Origin of the sequence: Pseudoalteromonas sp. MQS005 (assembly GCF_001661605.1) — a bacterium.
In the GTDB taxonomy this organism is placed as follows: Bacteria; Pseudomonadota; Gammaproteobacteria; order Enterobacterales; family Alteromonadaceae; genus Pseudoalteromonas; species Pseudoalteromonas tetraodonis.
This window is the reverse complement of sequence record NZ_LYRQ01000029.1, coordinates 15343-31826: the sequence shown is the minus strand read 5'-3', so window position 1 is coordinate 31826 and position 16484 is coordinate 15343. Positions and strand designations below refer to the sequence as shown.

Genomic DNA, 16484 nt, shown 5'->3' with positions numbered 1-16484 from the left:
ATGAGTGAAAAATTTGTTGTTCAATTAAGCGAGCAGTTGGCACCAGGGCATTGGGGCGAAAGTGCGTCATTATCTTTTAACGAACACGGCGCAACGGTTCATTTATCTGAGCAAGAAACATTAAAAAATGTGCAAAAAGCGGGTCGTACAATTGCAAATCAAGGCATTAAAAATGTTGTTCTTGAAGGTGATGTATGGTGCACAGAGAGCCAATGGGCTTTTTACCAAGGCTTTGTATCACCAAAAGTACTAAACGGTGTTGAGTTTGTTGATAACGCACAATCTGATCTTAAAGAACTCGCTGATTTAAAAGCATCGGCAACGTGGGCGCGCGAAATGATCAATGGTACCGCCAATGACATTTACCCAGAAAGCTTAGCTGAAAAAGCCGCTGAATTTATTCAATCACTTGCACCAGAGCATGTTAGCTATCAAATAATAAAAGGCGATGCGCTATTAGAACAGCAGTGGATTGGTATTCATGCCGTTGGTCGTGGTAGTGAGCGTCCGCCAGTATTACTTGAGCTTGATTACAACCCAACTGGCGATGAGAACGCACCGGTAAGCGCAGCACTTGTTGGTAAAGGTATTACGTTTGACTCAGGTGGTTACTCAATTAAACCAAGCGAAGGTATGTTGGGTATGAAGTGCGACATGGGTGGTGCAGCAACGGTAACCGCAGGTTTGGCACTGGCAATTAGCCGTGGCGTAGAAAAGCGTATTAAGTTGTTTTTATGTTGTGCAGAGAACTTAATTTCGGGTAATGCATACAAACTAGGTGACATTCTTACTTACAAAAATGGCACAACCGTTGAAATTGTAAATACTGATGCTGAAGGGCGTTTAGTATTGGCTGATGGCTTAATGGCCGCAGGCGAGACAGGCGCTCCACTTATTATTGATGCGGCAACCCTTACTGGTGCCGCCCTTGTTGCTGTTGGTCAAGAGTACAACGCATTGTTTGCCCTTGATAAAGAGCTAGTGCGTGAAGTGGAAGACTTTGCGTCACAAGAAATGGAAGCCGCATGGCCATTACCACTTGAAAAATGGCATCAACAAAACTGCCCATCGCCGTATGCGGATACAGCAAATAGCCGCGCCCAAAAAGGCGGTGGTTTCGGTGGTGCATCTAACGCCGCTGGTTTCTTATCTCGCTTTGTGCCAAACGATGGCAAAGGCTGGGTACACATCGATTTAGCTGCTGCATTTAATATGGGTGGTAGCACAAGTCAATGGGCTTCAGGTGCAACTACACAAGGTATGCGCACCGTAGCACGTACCCTACTTGAAAAGGCATAATCTACTGAGATTACGCATTAGTTAAAAAATAGGTACCTTAGGGTGCCTATTTTTTTATCCGCCAAACAAGCAATTTTGTTTTATTTACGGTAAAATCCTTCGCCATTACGTGTTTGGGCATCTATTTTTATTTAAACCTCGCTCAAATATTATACATACCACTGGGATCCTTACTATGTCAGAAAAGTGCTATATCACGGCTCAACAATTACTTGAAGATTCATTCCGCGTAGCGGCACAAGTGTATAAAGATGGCTTTCGTCCAGATTTTATTATTGGTATATGGCGCGGTGGTGCTCCAATTGGGATTGCGGTTCAGGAATATTATGATTACAAAGGCATAGAAACGGATCACATTGCGGTTCGTACCTCGTCTTATTACGGTATTGGTAAGCAATCAAAAGAAATCAAAGTACATGGTTTACACTACATAGTTGAAAACGCAAATGCAGGTGACTCTTTATTGATTGTTGACGATGTTTTTGACTCAGGTCGTAGTATTGTAGCGTTAAAAGAGAAGCTCTCTGAGCTAATGCGTTTAAACTTACCACGTGATATTCGTATTGCTTGTCCATACTACAAGCCAAAAAATTCAAAAGTTGATACAGTGCCTGATTACTACATTCATGAATCTGAAGAATGGTTAGTATTCCCGCATGAATTATCAGGTTTAACGCCGGATGAAATTATTGAAGGTAAATCTGATTTAGCTAAAATCCACGATATTTTACTTGAAAAGTAAATGTGATTTTGCTCAATAAAAAAGGCCTTAATGGCCTTTTTTATTGTCTTTAAAGCTGTGCAAAGCTATCTACATAGTCACTTAATTTAGGAATATCGACAGCTTGTAGTCCTTGTGTGCTTCTTTGCACTAAGTTTTTCTCTACTAACTCACTCACTACACGCCTGTATGCACGCTCAGTGGTTGCAAAGCGCTCAGCTTCTGCATTTACCGTAGGGTAAGCACGTAACAAGGTGGGATTGTTATTCTCTGCACGTAATAAGCAATCTTTGGCAATATTGTAGCTCAACGGCAGTAACAGCTTATCTAAATTAATTTTTTGATTTTCTTGAAACTTAGCCGCAATCGTTTGCGCCGTATATAAGCTTAGCTCGGGTTTATCGAGCAATAATGCGCGCCAATGTTTTAATTCAATCAAGTTATACGTGACATCACTAAAGCAGGTTACCGTGTAAATGCAGGGGTTATTATTAAGTGCTTCAATTTCGCCAATTAGGGTATTGTTACAGTCGAGTTGGCCAAGTAGCAGGCGCCTGCCATTACCTACATCGTAACTAAACGATACAGTTCCACTTCGCACTAATACCAACTTAGTTAACGGCTGGTCTTGCTGTATTAATATTTCTTTTTTTGATTGCTGAAAACTACTGCCGGCAAACGTCAGCAGTTGATCAACAAGGTAACTGGAAAAATGGTATTGAAACATCAATCATGCTCTTCGGACAATTGTCCTATTTATTACACCTTAATGACGATAGCATTAAGATTAAGAATTTATGCTAACTTGCCCACGCCGTTAAGATAATTAATAGCGTTAAATGACCTTCATTCTTCCGTGTAATGATTAAAAATTGTGGTATTTACCAGTATATTTTAAGGTTTTATTGGTAAGTTAGCTTTTTTATTTTAACTACTGCGTAGCGTAGCTTAATAATGTACTAAAATTTAACGCGTAATACTAACCTAAAGCCTAGGAGAGAACAATTGAGTTGGGAATATTTAGGTTATTTAGCATCCGTCTTATTAGTCATATCATTAACCATGACTGATGTAACCAAACTACGTTGGTTTAATTTATTGGGCTGTATTGCGTTTACTTTTTACGGTGCGGCTATAGGCTCAGTGCCGGTGGCTTTTACCAACGGCTTGTTGGCTTTGGTCAATATTTATCACATTATTAAGCTATATCGTCAGTCAAAAGTTGATACAAAAAAGGGTTAACGCAAGTTAACCCTTTTTTGTTTTTAATTATTCAGCTTTTGTGGCGTCTTTTTCGTAGCGTAACGTGCCCGCAATCCACGTTTGCAGCACCTGAGTTTTGTATAGCTGCTCAATGGGGACTTTAAAGTAGTCTTGATCAACCAGTATAAAGTCAGCCCATTTACCTTGCTCTAAACTCCCTAGCTTAAACTCTTGATGCGCTGCATACGCGCCGCCAAGGGTAAACGCACGTAATGCATCTTCTCTGCTTAACACTTCACTGGCGCGCCAACCATTTTCAGGCAATTGATTATGATCCATACGTGTAATGGCAGAATATAAGCCATCAAACGGGTTCGCCAGCTCGACAGGGTAATCAGAACCCGCTGCAATAGTCGACCCCTGCTCTAAGAATGTTTGCCAAGCGTATGCGCCTTGGAGTTGTTTATCGGTTAAACGCTGCTCTGCCATATGCATGTCAGATGTAGCATGCACAGGTTGCATTGATGGAATTATTTTCAGGGTTTTAAAGCGCGGAATATCCTCCGGCGAGACGATTTGTGCATGCTCCATGCGATTACGCAGTAGTATACCACCGGTTTGCTTAAATACATTTTGATAGGCATCGAGCACAATTTTATTTGCTCTATCGCCAATGGCGTGGGTATTTGCACTAAACCCGCTTTTAAAAGTGAGTGTAAATAATTGTTCTAGCTTTTGTTGGGTTTCAAGCATTAGGCCAAAGTGGTTTGCTCTGTCTGCGTATTCTTCAATAAGCGCGGCACCGCGTGACCCTAAGGCACCGTCAGCGTAAATTTTTACACTGCGAATAGATAAAAAATCTTGAGCATCTTGATACCGACCCGCTTTAAGCATCATGTTTAAATCTGGGCTTGCTGCACTTAACATCGCTACAATTCTAAGCGGTAATGTACCTAACTCAGCGCGCTGTTTATAAACTTGCCACGTGGTTTTATCAATACCTGCATCGTGGGTTGAGGTAATGCCTAAGCTTAATAAATGTTTACCTGCGGCATCTAATGCATTGCTAACCGATTGCGCAGATGTTGCAGGCATATGTTGAGTAACCAATGTTTCTGCTTTATCTATAAAAATACCGGTTGGTTTGCCAAACTCGTCTTTTATAATTTCTCCACCTGCTGGGGCTGGTGTGTCAGCATTAATATTGGCAAGTTCTAGTGCTTTTGAATTAACCCAAATAGCATGGCTATCTACTCGCGATAAAATAACAGGGCGGTCGCTGACGACTTTGTCTAAATCAGCAGCGGTAGGGAAACGCGTGTCGGACCATAGCTCTTGGTTCCAGCCCCGACCAATAATCCAACCTTCTTTGCCTTTGGCAAATTCGTTGAGCTTAGCGGTTATTTCATCTACCGATTTTGCGCCGCGCACATCCAGCTGTGACAAGTTTTCACCCAGGCCAATTACGTGTCCGTGGGCATCAATGAGCCCTGGTAATAAGGTTTTTCCATTGGCGTCAATTAGGGTTGCGCCCGGGAAGCTATTTTTTAAGCTGTCAGGACCTGTTTTTACAACTTTGCCATCTTTTATGACTAAGGTTGTAAATGTATTTACTTCGCCGTGGCGCATTTTTCCTTTGTATAAAGGGGTGTAGCCATTGGCATTATATATTACTTTCGTTTGTGCAATTGCCACACTAGATAAGGCGCAGAGGCTTGCTAGTAATACCGGTTTAATTAATTTATTGAGTCGCATAAGAGGTATGTTGTTATTATTTGTACTATCACAGTAGCAAACTCAAATTTAGAATACCAATAGCATAATTTATTAATAGTCGAATAAGCCCAGCTTTTAGCTAGAGTAAGCAAATTCAGGGTAGGATAGGTTGCGTGTTAACAGGAAAGAATTTGTTTAATCTTCTCAAATAAAGCCTAATTAACTAGGCTTTATTTGAGGGAGCTATTTATTTACTGGCGTACAAACTATATTCACTTAATGACAATTGTGCGTCTTTGTCACGGTCGTAGCTGCCAAAGCGTGACCATAAAGCAGGATCACTGGCAGTTTCCGAACGAGTTAAAAAGCCATCTTGATTACGGTCAAGTTTTTCAAATTCTGAGGCAATATAGCTATTTGTCGCAAAGCTCATGCAGCTAACAACAGTAAGCGTTAGTAAAATAATATGGCGGATAGGTTTCATCTAAATACTCAGTACAAATTGGTGGTTAGATAGTTTTTAAACTCAGTTAAAGAAATTCTGTTGTCTTGATTTTCATCCCAATTTGAAAATGAGTTTAATAGCTGAGGCTGAGCAGCAAGCTCACTATGGGTTAAATACCCGTCGTTGTTGGTGTCTAGATGTTCAAAGCGTTGCTTTACGTCAAGTGCACAGGCACTATGGCTAACAAATAGTAAAGCACCAATAAGGAGAAGCTGTATTTTCATGGTTGGCGTTCCAAGGCATATTTTAATTGCTGGCAATAATGAAATAAAGCACTTGCCATAATTTAAATCCCAACATTAAATCCGTTTACACACTCCCTCAGGGATTATGGCAAGTGCTTTTAACTCTATACTAATAGATTAAACTTGAATCTAAACTTAAGGTTTAAAGTTTTGGAATTCTTTTTTAGAAATCATCTCGTTATTATCTTTGTCTAAATCGGCAAACTGCTTAAGTAATTGTTTATCTTGCTTTGCCTCAATAAGCGATATTTGGTCATCCATATTTTTATCTAAATGCATAAAACGTACATTTAATGGCGATGCCAGTGCGGTGGCACTAATAGCTAAAAATAGGAGTGAAAAAGCACCAATTAGTTGTTTCATGAATGTACTCCTTTATTTTATAAACAGCTTAAATTCGTTTAGAGATATGAGTCCGTTTTCATCGGTGTCTATCTGTGCAAAGTTCTCATGTAATAAAGCATCTTCACCTGCTTCAGCTTCACTTAATGTGCCATTACTGTCTTTGTCTAAACGATTAAATTCAGCATCTACATCAAGGGCGAATAAATGAGTACTGGTTAGGCACAAACCGATAAGTACAGCGTTCTGTAAATTGTTTTTGAACATTCCTTGGCTCTTTTTAGATTAATATTAATGTTCTCGTAACAAAAATGATGCCAATATTTATTTTTATTAATAATCAGTGAGTTATGTTTTTTTGTGATGATTGGTGCGTAATTTTTACAAGTAACTGTGTGTTTTATGCAACAATTTTGCAGTTATAAGCGTTTAAAATTTTTTAAATCAATTGCTTAACTTGTCGCTATTTAGAGACAGCAGGGGTTTTTATCCTTGATGGTTCAGCGAGTGTATAAGTTGAGCGCTTAATAATAGAACGTTTAAAAATAGTAAAGGACTTTTGTATGCCCGCAGTCATGGCTGAAAAATATAAAGCATTGATAAATTGGCGCCCCAATTTAATTGGCCAATTTGTAATGAGCATGCTGTTGTCGCTGTTGCCCTTATCTATAGTGGTTATTGTGTTTTTAAATGTATTAAATAAGCAATTAGCGGTCACTCAGCAAATTGTGAGTAATAATTACCAAGTAACTAAGTCGTTTAATGTGCTTAAGCAAGAGCTTAATAGTTTAGAAAGGGCAACTAGGCAAAACTGGGTATTAAAGAGCGACTCACTCGATAAGCTAATCGTAGATAAATGGCAATCATCATTGCAAAACATCAATGAGCTAAAACAGCTTTCAAATAACCAAGCAAATACACACCAATGGCAACGGCTAACGGATACTTTGCAAACGGCACATACTCAACTTGTGGTTGAAGCGCGTCAACAAGCTGAATTATTTGTGCCAATCAGCGAAATACTAGCGGAGCTAACATTGTGGTTACGTGAGGAAAATGAAGCAAAAATCACTCAAAACCAAATTAGGCTCACAAATTTACAAGCTTCCTTTATAAACTGGTTGGTTGCACTTACGCCTTTAACGCTACTTGTTGGTGGCGGGTTTTTGTGGCGTATAAGCGGGCGTTTAAAAAGCTTAACCTCAGTGATTGATAAATTAGGCCAAGGAGATTGGCAGCAAAAAATATCGGTGCAGGGATCAGCTGAACTCATAGAGTTAGGTAACAAGTTGCAGTGGGTGCAAGCGCAGCTGCATATGTTAGAACAACAAAAAGATACATTTTTACGCCACGTTACTCACGAATTAAAAACCCCTTTGGCTTCTATGGTTGAGGGCACTGAATTACTAGCCGATGAAATCGTTGGCCCCATCAATAACGAGCAAAAAGCGGTACTTGGGCTGATCAGTCAATCGATGGTGAGGTTACGTACTATGATAGACAGTTTATTGAGTTATAACGCCATTCGCACCAGTAAAGACAACGTCAGTGAAGTGGAATTTAATCAGCTAATAAAAAAGGTAAATAACCACTTTGAGCACCGCTTAAATGCGCGAGAACAATCGCTTATTTGGCACAATAGTTTACCTAATATTTCTCTTAGTTTGCCACGGGAGTTAATTGAAATGATTTTAATTCAGTTAATTTCCAATGGCTTAAAGTTTTCTCAGCCAAACCAAGTCGTTACTATTAGCTTGAGTCTAGAAAATAACGGCCTAAATATGCAGGTAGCAGATGAGGGCTGTGGCATTAAAGAGCATGAAAGAGAGCATGTTTTTGGGGCGTTTTATCAAGGTAAACATACCAAAGAGATTAGCTTACAAGGCAGTGGTTTAGGTCTTACTATAGTCAAAGAGTCAGTTGAACAGTTACATGGGCAACTAAAAATTGAGCATAATGAGCCGCAAGGCTGTCGATTTAACATTGTCATCCCCTATAAAAATAAAGGAGTTAAATAATATGTCTGCGCGTTTAATGGCTATTGTATGGCTAACCAGCAGTCTTGTTTTTTTATCTGGGTGTGAAATAACAAACACTCAAACACAGGGTGAATCAGCATTAAATGTACCCTCTCAGCCAGATAGCAAAACGAATCAGCCAAACCCCAAACCTCGGCCAAAATCAGAGCCAATATATCCCTCTGCAGCGCAAGTTATTGCTTGGCATGCCAATCAGTGCGGTGGTTTTAAATTAGCGCCTAGCAATGAAACCTACTTAGGGGAGCAAGCACTGAAAGCGTTTTTTAGTACAGCATGTTTAAAGCTTAGTAGTGACCCCAATACTGTGATGAGTCAATTACTTAAGCTGGATCAGGCGTACTATTGGCCCGATGATATAAAGCACTATTTATGGCTGCAAAAACAGCACGTATTAATGCAAATAGATGCAAAAAAACAACAGCAAGCATTGAACGCCAAAATGCAAAAAACCTTGTCGTCATTAGCCGCAATTGAACAGCAACTTTTATTACGTGAAGAAACCAAGGAGCAGTAACTATGTCAGTCACACTTCCATCAAGTGCTAAAGTTTTACTCGTTGATGATGATGCCAGCTTGCTGCAATTACTGGCGATTCGAATTCAATCAAAGGGTTATGAAGTAACGACCTGTGATAGTGGTATGAACGCATTACAACTACTTAAAAACCAAGTGTTTGATGCGGTGATCACCGATTTAAGAATGGATGAAATGGACGGCATGGCGCTGCACCGACAGTTGCAAAACCGCTACCCTGCGTTGCCTGTTATTATGATGACGGCTCATGGATCTATCCCTGATGCGGTAGAGGCCACCAAGCAAGGTATTTTTGCCTTTATCACAAAACCCGTTGATAAAGATGAGCTGTTTGACAGCCTAGCCAAAGCCATTGAGATACATGGGGTTAATAATGATGAAGTCGCGCCGCAAAGTAATATTGTCACCCGCAGTGGCGCTATGCTGCATTTGCTGGAGCAAGTTAAACTATTAGGGCCTACACAAGTTAACGTGCTTATTTCTGGTGCCAGCGGTACCGGTAAAGAGTTGCTTGCGCAGGCGATTCATCAGCATAGCCATGTTAGTGATGGTCCATTTGTGGCAATAAACTGTGGGGCCGTGCCTGGTGAGCTATTAGAATCAGAGCTATTTGGTCACAAAAAAGGGGCATTTACAGGAGCTGTAAAAGATCACCAAGGCCTATTTCAGCAAGCGCAAGGCGGTACCTTATTTTTAGACGAAATTGGTGATATGCCGCTTAATTTACAAGTTAAGTTGTTGCGTGTGCTGCAAGAAAAAACCATTCGCCCAGTGGGCTTTCAAGAAGAAATTCCTATTAATGTGCGAATTGTTTCTGCAACCCACAAAAACCTGCCTGAAGCGATAAGTAATCAACAGTTTAGAGAAGATTTATACTACCGGTTAAACGTCGTAAACTTAAAGTTGCCCCCGCTGTGTGAACGCCGTGAAGATATTAGCTTATTAGCCAACTTTTTTAGTGCCAACATCGCAAAGCGTATGGAGCAAAAAGAAAAGCGCTTTGCAAACGATGCCATGCATGCCCTAGTAAGGTATGATTGGCCAGGGAATATACGTCAATTACAAAATGTAGTGGAGCAGGTGGTTGCGTTGACTCCTAGTGAGGTTATATCTGAACATTTAGTGCTTAGTGCGCTAAACAGTAATGAAAGTAACGTTGAGCCATTATCACTTAATGAAGCTAAAAAAGAATTTGAACGAGACTATGTAATTAATACCCTGAAAATGGCAGGGGGCAATGTGGCAGAAGGCGCCAAACTTGCCAAGCGTAATCGTTCTGATTTTTATAAGTTGATTAAAAAGCATGAGATTGACGTAGATAGTTTAATTTAATTTGGTTTTTAAAAGGAAGTGAGCATGCAGTTATTCATGGTGTATTTAGGTGGACGCATTCAAGGTTGTCACATAGAAATGCACGACGTACGTTTTGTGGTAGGCCAAAATATTGAGCAAACCTATACCAAACTAAAAAGCCAATGGGTGGGTGATAAAAACAGTGTACACATGGATAGCTACATGGCGGTTAATCATATTGATGGTTATAAAATCGAGGTGGTTGATAGTTATGTAGAGCAAAATAAGCAACTTTATTTTGTTAACTTAGGTGCTTACAGAAGCGACTCAATGGCAGAGCAACACGACTTTGCTTTGTATGTTGCCAGTAGTAGTGAAGAAGCGAAACAACGCGCTAAAAATGACTTATTAGCAGGGCTGGGTCATCTTCATAAAGATGATTTATATGATGTTGATGACTGCTTTGCGATTGATTTACTCGATAGTCAGCTTAATATTAAGCTAACCCCAAGCGGCCAAGCGCAACCAATTAAACCGGACTGGTTCGGTTATCATGTATTATAGTTGCTAAGCATTTGTTTGGATATTGTGTGAAAAAGTATGCGTTTATACTTTTGCTAGTTGGCTTAAGTGGCTGTAAATCACTGTCGGGTTTACCGCCCGTTGTTGATTTAAATAAACTGGTAAAGCAAGTAAAAAACGACCCGACCAATGTGGTTGCAATTCACAAGCAAGCTCAAAAAACACACCGCTCTATTAAAGCGCAGGTTGGTAGCGTAAAACAGCTTTTAGCCGCATTAGAAAGCGTTGTTGGGCGCAAGTGGGGTAAGCAAAATACGCAACAGCCTAGTGCAAAAATATACGTCAAATACAGCAATGATTACCAAGCTCGTGCCATTATTGATTTTGAGCAAGGCACTGTAAAAGTAGAAACCATCGCTTTAAAAAATACAATAAGCTTGTTACAGCAGGCTATTGTTATGACCTTACTGACCTCTAGCGATCCCGATAAAACCGATATTTTTACCAGCGAAGCGCCCATTTTAGAAGGTGAGCCGTTTTTATACCAACAAGTACTCGACCAAGATAAGTTACCAATAAAATATAGCTGGCGTGCTAATCGATTTGCGCGTTATTTAGTAAATAATAACTTAAAAAAGCAACGACAATATGGACATGTTATTTCGTCGGTTAGTTTTGATTTAGTCGAGCAAAACACCCATTTAAGAAAGCAAAAGTACAGTGATTATGTATTGGCGGCTGCGAAAAAATATCAAATATCGGCAGCGCTTATTTATGCCATTATTGAAACCGAAAGTAGCTTTAATCCACATGCGGTGAGCTCATCAAATGCATATGGATTAATGCAAGTGATCCCCGCAACTGCCGGGCGGGATGTGTATCAAAAAATTAAAAAAGTACCTGGGCAGCCAACCAAAGCGGTGTTGTTTAATCCAAAACATAATATTGATATTGGCAGCGCGTATTTAAGTATTTTAAAAAATAATTACTTACATAAAATTAATACCGATAAAAGTAAGCACTTTGCCATGATCTCGTCTTATAACGGTGGGGCGGGTAATGTATTGCGTATATTTAATAAAAATAGAAGTGTGGCGTTTTCACAAATAAATCAGCTTACTTCAAGCCAATTTTATAACATTCTCACCACTAAGCACTCACGTGCGGAATCAAGACGCTACCTATATAAAGTCACTAAAGCAGAAAAAAACTATCAGTAACTTATTTACTCATCACTTTCTTGTTGCTCACTTTTAGCGGCCATTTTAAAGGCCACTATCACTAAACCAAACATGGCAAATGGAATAGCGGCTAATAGGTATTCGACCAGATGACTGTCTTGAAAATTAGCTTGCAGCAAAAAATGCCCCGCAACACACATAATAATAACGATCAAAAGGATGGGCAGTAACCTAAGTTCTTTTTTTGCTGAGTGTTTTTTCATTAGTTAAGATGAGTTGAGGTATAAAAAAATAATGCACTATTGTAATGAGCTTACTAAAGCTTGGCAAACAACACTGATTTTTAAATTGCGATTAGGTATGATTAACATCAAAGAAAACCTTAAAAGTAGTGGTTGGGGATAAAGTGCAACAAAGCTTAAAGCAAGTTTACCTAGTTGGCGGAGCAGTGCGAGATAAACTGCTAAACATACAATCAAAAGATAACGATTACGTTGTTATTGGTGAAACGCCAGAGGTTATGGAAGCGCTTGGGTTTTTACCCATTGGCAGCGATTTTCCCGTTTACTTGCACCCAAAAACCAAAGAAGAATATGCACTAGGGCGTACCGAGCGTAAAAGTGGTAAAGGTTATACCGGCTTTGTGGTGGATGCGAGCCCAAACGTAACCCTTGAAGAAGACTTAGCACGCCGAGATTTAACCATAAACTCTATGGCACTTGACGAAAACGGCACTATTATTGACCCTTTTAATGGTCAAGATGATTTAAAAAATAAAGTGCTGCGCCACACCACACACGCATTTGTAGAAGACCCGGTTCGGGTATTACGTATTGCCCGTTTTTTAGCCCGTTATGGCAGTGAATGGTCTATTCATCCAAGTACTACTGCATTAATGCAGGAGCTTAAAAATAAAGGCGAGCTGGCGCATTTAGTGCCAGAGCGCGTGTGGTTAGAAACTGAAAAAGCGCTTGGTGAAAAACACCCAGAGCTTTATTTTCAAGCATTAGATGGCTTAGGTATTTTTCCTGAAATTGAACAGATGAAAAACACCCCACAGCCGGCAAATCATCACCCAGAGGGCGATGTGTTTGTACATACTATGTTAGTCCTTAGACGAGCAGCCGATTTAAACTTTAACCTAGAAACCCGGTTTGCTGCTTTAACTCATGATTTTGGTAAAGCGCTCAGTTATAAAAAACGCGGTAATTTACGCGGCCATGAACGTGAAGGGGTTGCTGTAGTTGAGGCGTTTTGTGAGCGGCTAAAAGTGCCTAATCGCTTTCGCGATATCGGCGTGCTTACCAGTGATAACCATACCCTTTGTCACACGCTTGAACAATTAAGACCGCAAACTATTCATAAATTAATCGTCACTAATTTAAATGCATTAGTGCACCCAGAGCGTTTTATTGCCTTTACTCAAGCATGTCAGTGTGATGCACAAGGACGAGGCGAAACGCTGGTAGATAAGCCTTATCCACAAGCCGCTAAATTACGTGCTATTCACAACGAACTACAAAAAATGGATAAAAAACAAATTGTGCAACATGCACTTAAAAGCGGTAAAAAAGGCCCCGAAATAGGCGAAACGGTCAAACAGGCAGAAATAGACTGTATTAAAGCGTTTTTACAGCTTAATGGCTAACTTGTAAGGTTTGTGTAGTTAAGCACTACGAGCTAAAACCTCAGCTTGCATGGCTTGTTTATTACTTACCTTGTGTTTTTTAGTCGCGCCCTGTTGAGCATGGTTATTGGCTGCATTAGGACGATATAAATCGAGAATAAACTCTATTTCTTCGGGTTCTAGTAACTCTTTCATTTTGACTCCTCCTAGGTGAGTAGACTAAGACTGAGCGAATGAATTAAAAGTGAATCGTTACACTTGAGTGTGAATTAAATTGTAACTGCAAAGCTTTAAAATAAAGCGGTTTATAATTAAACCGCTTTTTGTTTAATTATTTAAAGGCAGGTTCACGGTAAACACCACACCGTTGCCTTGCTCATTATTGTGTGCTGTTACTGTACCGTTATGGTAATCACACACCAGCCTGACAATATAAAGTCCTAAACCTAAATGCGGTTGTTGCTGCATTTGCTGGCTGCGCACCGATACCATAGAGTCAAAAATATGTTCAGTAAGTCCCTCAGGCAATAAAGTACCTGTATTACTTACCGTTAATGTTGCTTTGTTTTCGCTTTGCTTCAGACTGACTTCAATCGCGGTGTTGGCTTCACTAAATTCCAAGGCATTATTTATTAGCTTATCGAGTAGTTGCGCTATAAATTCAGGGGCACCTTGCATTGGCAGTGTGCTTTGGCAAATGTTGAGTGTAAATAACTGGTTAGGATAAGTAAGTTGGTAGCCCTGCATACAGCCACTAATTACTTTTTGTAAATCAAACGGCTCTGGCTCATTACTTTGAATGCTTTGCTCAAGGCGGGTCGCTTCACTCATAGTGGTAATTATTTTCCCTAAACGCTCAACTCCTTCACTGGCACGCTCAAGGTATTTTTGACTCAGTTCACTTTGCTGCAAGCTTTGTAAGTTCTCAAGTGATGAACGTACAACAGCAACCGGTGTGCGCAGCTCATGAGATAAGCGCGACGACATATTTTCTAAATAATCGGTATACCCTCCAAGTCGGCTCACTATATTTGAAAAGCTACGCGATAAATCGCCTATTTCGTCATTGGCATCGCTGTAATTTATATGGCCTGTTACCCGCCCTTGGGCATCAATGGCTTGCTCTGCTGTATCGCGTAGTCGCCTAATACGACTTGATATACGTGAGGCAAAAAAGAACAAAGTGACTGTGCCAATTAACATGACCGCTAAAATCACATTAAACAGTTTTTCCAGCGATTTATTACGCAGTGTGCGCACGCCATTAGTGGTTTCTTCGGCTATAACTGCCCCAATAACTTTATCCTCAATCCAAATAGGATACGCGGCCGATAAAATCACCGCTTTATTGTCGGGGGTGAGTCGCCACGACGATGCGGGTTGGCCTTTCAGTGCTTTGGCTAAATGAGTGCCTTGCATTGAGGCGACATCGTGTAGGGTGTCTATAAACTCATCTTCGGGACGGGTTAAAATTTTATAGTACAAAGGATGCAAATAGGTTTGTTCAAAGCGTTGCCATGCGGTTTTTGGCGCTTGATTTTTTAGCCCATCAGCCCATACGCCATCGGCATTTTGAATACTGCCCGATTGCGCTAAAACACGGTGATGATTATCGACCACCCAAATGCGACTGCCGCTGTGGCCCATGCCTTTTAATATACGGTTTATTTCAGGGGAGGGCACCAGTACTGAGCCTAAATCATTTGGGTTATTTAAGTTGGATGTAGACATGATATTAGGTGTTTGGCTTGGCTGTTTACTATCAACATCAGCAATGGCAAACCCCAGTTTATTGCCAAGCATACTCAAAGGAAAGCGCAGCTCAAGGTTGTAACCTGTTTCAGTTTTTTTAAAGAAACCCTGAATTTTAGTAAAAGGCATTTTACTGTAGGCATCAAATGCGTTGACCCAGCCATCTTGGCGCGGAGCAATAATATAAGTATTAAATAGCCCATCAGGATTTTTTAGACCAATTTTTACATAGTCATTATTGGTAATGCTGAGGCTGTTTTTAGCACGGTAAATTACAGTGTCATCTGTGACTTTAAATAAAGCATATAAGTAATTATCAAACTTACCCACCATGTGCTCAAATGATAAGTCGCTCAGTTGATGGTTATCATTGGCTGTTTGTAAGTAGCGTTTATCATAAAGCCAAAACAGCGATTGGTAAGCGTCCCAGTCGTTGAGTTTGCCATCGAGCTGAATCGGGCTTTTTAAATTATAAGCATAGAGATCGCGACCTTTTACCACCTGATCTAAAAAGTTGGTTTGTTCGTCAAATAAAGCGGGGCGTTCATGCAGGGCCGTGGCCAGTGCGCGTGTAGTGCCTACCAACGTTTTTTCTTGGCCTTGGCGTAAAAACTTTTCCATTTCCCATACATATTCGTAGCCAAGCCATGGCAACAAAAACAAAAAGCACGAAAGTAGGATAAATTTACTGCGTAGGCCAAATCTCAGCATGTGGGTTGCTCCCACCTATAGCCCATGCCATACACGGTATCTATACAGTCAAACTGGCTATCGAGTGCTATAAACTTTTTACGAATACGTTTTACATGCGAGGTAATGGTGCTGTCATCTACATAAATTTTAGCATCACTCATTAAATCGTTACGGCTTTTAACGTGCCCTGGTCGCTGAGCGAGTGAATGCAGCATCCAAAATTCAGTCACGGTTAAATCAACTAATTGGTGTTGCCAAAGCACCTGCATACGTTGCGTGTCGAGTGTTAGTTGGCCGCGTGTTATCAGTGCGTTAGCATCGGCGGGTTGCTCTAATGCTTCCATACGGCGAAATAGCGCGCCAATACGCGCAGCTAAATGGGCTAAGCTAATGTCTTTGGTTAAGTAGTCGTCGGCGCCCATGCGCAGGCCACATACGGTGTCTATTTCGCTGTCGCGAGCGGTTAAAAAAATAATTGGTAAGGTTTTAGAAAGTGAACGCAGTGTTTGGCACAGTAAAAAGCCGCCATCTATTTCATGGCCTAAACCAATATCAACAATGGCTAAATCGGGAAGCGCTTCTTTAAAGGCCGCTTCTGCTTGAGGGCGGTTTTCATAACCACTCACCTGATAGCCTTGAGCGCTCAGCATTTCTATGTAGTTTTCGCGGATAGCGGTTTCATCTTCAATGATGGCTATTTTCTTCATTTTTATTAATTACTCTTATTGACTTAGGCGCACTATAGCGAAGTTTTTGCGCTAAGTACGGTTAAAAACACAATTGCCATTTTTTTGCCACAATTGCTCAGCAGT

At 40.5% G+C, this 16484-nt stretch carries 19 protein-coding genes; 9 read left to right on the top strand and 10 right to left on the bottom strand.

What is annotated here, in order from left to right; translation table 11 throughout:
- Entirely contained in the window at window positions 1–1299 is a 1299-nt protein-coding gene (pepB, locus tag A9479_RS11375; protein ID WP_064663479.1) for an aminopeptidase PepB, read from the top strand.
- A 175-nt stretch (window positions 1300–1474) separates the two neighbouring features.
- On the top strand, window positions 1475–2041 hold the full coding sequence (locus A9479_RS11370) for a phosphoribosyltransferase (protein WP_008111161.1): 567 nt from the start codon (window positions 1475–1477) through the stop codon (window positions 2039–2041).
- A 49-nt stretch (window positions 2042–2090) separates the two neighbouring features.
- Here the strand turns inward: A9479_RS11370 and A9479_RS11365 are convergent, their stop codons facing one another.
- Window positions 2091–2747 (bottom strand): Crp/Fnr family transcriptional regulator, encoded by a 657-nt coding sequence (locus A9479_RS11365; protein WP_013465733.1) that lies wholly within the window; start codon window positions 2745–2747, stop codon window positions 2091–2093.
- A gap of 278 nt (window positions 2748–3025) precedes the next feature.
- Here A9479_RS11365 and A9479_RS11360 point away from each other — a divergent pair, with 278 nt between their 5' ends.
- On the top strand, window positions 3026–3262 hold the full coding sequence (locus A9479_RS11360) for a YgjV family protein (protein ID WP_024602364.1): 237 nt from the start codon (window positions 3026–3028) through the stop codon (window positions 3260–3262).
- A 27-nt stretch (window positions 3263–3289) separates the two neighbouring features.
- Here the strand turns inward: A9479_RS11360 and A9479_RS11355 are convergent, their stop codons facing one another.
- The 5 genes from A9479_RS11355 to A9479_RS11335 form a co-directional block, all read right to left on the bottom strand.
- Window positions 3290–4978, bottom strand: coding sequence for an amidohydrolase (locus A9479_RS11355; RefSeq protein ID WP_064663478.1), 1689 nt, complete (start codon window positions 4976–4978; stop codon window positions 3290–3292).
- A 208-nt stretch (window positions 4979–5186) separates the two neighbouring features.
- Window positions 5187–5423 carry a calcium-binding protein gene (locus tag A9479_RS11350; protein ID WP_016900453.1) on the bottom strand — a complete coding sequence of 79 codons (237 nt, stop codon included), beginning with the start codon at window positions 5421–5423 and terminating at the stop codon, window positions 5187–5189.
- 8 nt (window positions 5424–5431) lie between these two features.
- Window positions 5432–5668, bottom strand: a complete 237-nt coding sequence (locus A9479_RS11345) for an EF-hand domain-containing protein (protein ID WP_016900452.1) — start codon at window positions 5666–5668, stop codon at window positions 5432–5434.
- A gap of 156 nt (window positions 5669–5824) precedes the next feature.
- Entirely contained in the window at window positions 5825–6052 is a 228-nt protein-coding gene (locus A9479_RS11340) for a hypothetical protein (RefSeq protein ID WP_013465729.1), read from the bottom strand.
- Between the two features lie 12 nt (window positions 6053–6064).
- Window positions 6065–6298 (bottom strand): cag pathogenicity island protein Cag25, encoded by a 234-nt coding sequence (locus tag A9479_RS11335; protein WP_064663477.1) that lies wholly within the window; start codon window positions 6296–6298, stop codon window positions 6065–6067.
- Window positions 6299–6594: 296 nt separating this feature from the next.
- On the opposite strand from A9479_RS11335, the gene A9479_RS11330 reads away from it, so the two are divergent.
- Genes A9479_RS11330 through A9479_RS11310 form a run of 5 tightly spaced genes read left to right on the top strand, consistent with a single transcriptional unit; the run spans window position 6595 to window position 11639 of the window.
- A complete protein-coding gene (locus tag A9479_RS11330) occupies window positions 6595–8049 on the top strand; it encodes a HAMP domain-containing sensor histidine kinase (protein WP_064663476.1) in 1455 nt (484 codons plus the stop codon).
- 1 nt (window position 8050) lies between these two features.
- Complete coding sequence (locus A9479_RS11325; RefSeq protein WP_033102858.1) at window positions 8051–8584, top strand: hypothetical protein; 534 nt, start codon at window positions 8051–8053, stop codon at window positions 8582–8584.
- A gap of 2 nt (window positions 8585–8586) precedes the next feature.
- Entirely contained in the window at window positions 8587–9936 is a 1350-nt protein-coding gene (locus A9479_RS11320) for a sigma 54-interacting transcriptional regulator (protein ID WP_013465725.1), read from the top strand.
- Window positions 9937–9960: 24 nt separating this feature from the next.
- On the top strand, window positions 9961–10461 hold the full coding sequence (locus A9479_RS11315; protein ID WP_064663475.1) for a DUF1543 domain-containing protein: 501 nt from the start codon (window positions 9961–9963) through the stop codon (window positions 10459–10461).
- A gap of 26 nt (window positions 10462–10487) precedes the next feature.
- On the top strand, window positions 10488–11639 hold the full coding sequence (locus A9479_RS11310) for a murein transglycosylase domain-containing protein (protein ID WP_064663474.1): 1152 nt from the start codon (window positions 10488–10490) through the stop codon (window positions 11637–11639).
- 5 nt (window positions 11640–11644) lie between these two features.
- Here A9479_RS11310 and A9479_RS11305 read toward each other — a convergent pair whose 3' ends face one another.
- Window positions 11645–11863 (bottom strand): hypothetical protein, encoded by a 219-nt coding sequence (locus A9479_RS11305; protein ID WP_024602373.1) that lies wholly within the window; start codon window positions 11861–11863, stop codon window positions 11645–11647.
- A 143-nt stretch (window positions 11864–12006) separates the two neighbouring features.
- On the opposite strand from A9479_RS11305, the gene A9479_RS11300 reads away from it, so the two are divergent.
- Window positions 12007–13248, top strand: coding sequence for a multifunctional CCA addition/repair protein (locus tag A9479_RS11300; RefSeq protein ID WP_064663490.1), 1242 nt, complete (start codon window positions 12007–12009; stop codon window positions 13246–13248).
- 18 nt (window positions 13249–13266) lie between these two features.
- Here A9479_RS11300 and A9479_RS19950 read toward each other — a convergent pair whose 3' ends face one another.
- From A9479_RS19950 to pdsR, 3 genes are all read right to left on the bottom strand, one after another.
- Window positions 13267–13422 carry a hypothetical protein gene (locus A9479_RS19950; RefSeq protein WP_175610026.1) on the bottom strand — a complete coding sequence of 52 codons (156 nt, stop codon included), beginning with the start codon at window positions 13420–13422 and terminating at the stop codon, window positions 13267–13269.
- 132 nt (window positions 13423–13554) lie between these two features.
- Window positions 13555–15690, bottom strand: coding sequence for a proteobacterial dedicated sortase system histidine kinase (gene pdsS / locus A9479_RS11295; protein ID WP_064663473.1), 2136 nt, complete (start codon window positions 15688–15690; stop codon window positions 13555–13557).
- On the bottom strand, window positions 15684–16379 hold the full coding sequence (pdsR, locus tag A9479_RS11290; RefSeq protein ID WP_028835728.1) for a proteobacterial dedicated sortase system response regulator: 696 nt from the start codon (window positions 16377–16379) through the stop codon (window positions 15684–15686). The genes pdsS and pdsR overlap by 7 nt, the downstream gene beginning before the upstream one ends.
- Between the last annotated feature and the right edge of the window lie 105 nt (window positions 16380–16484).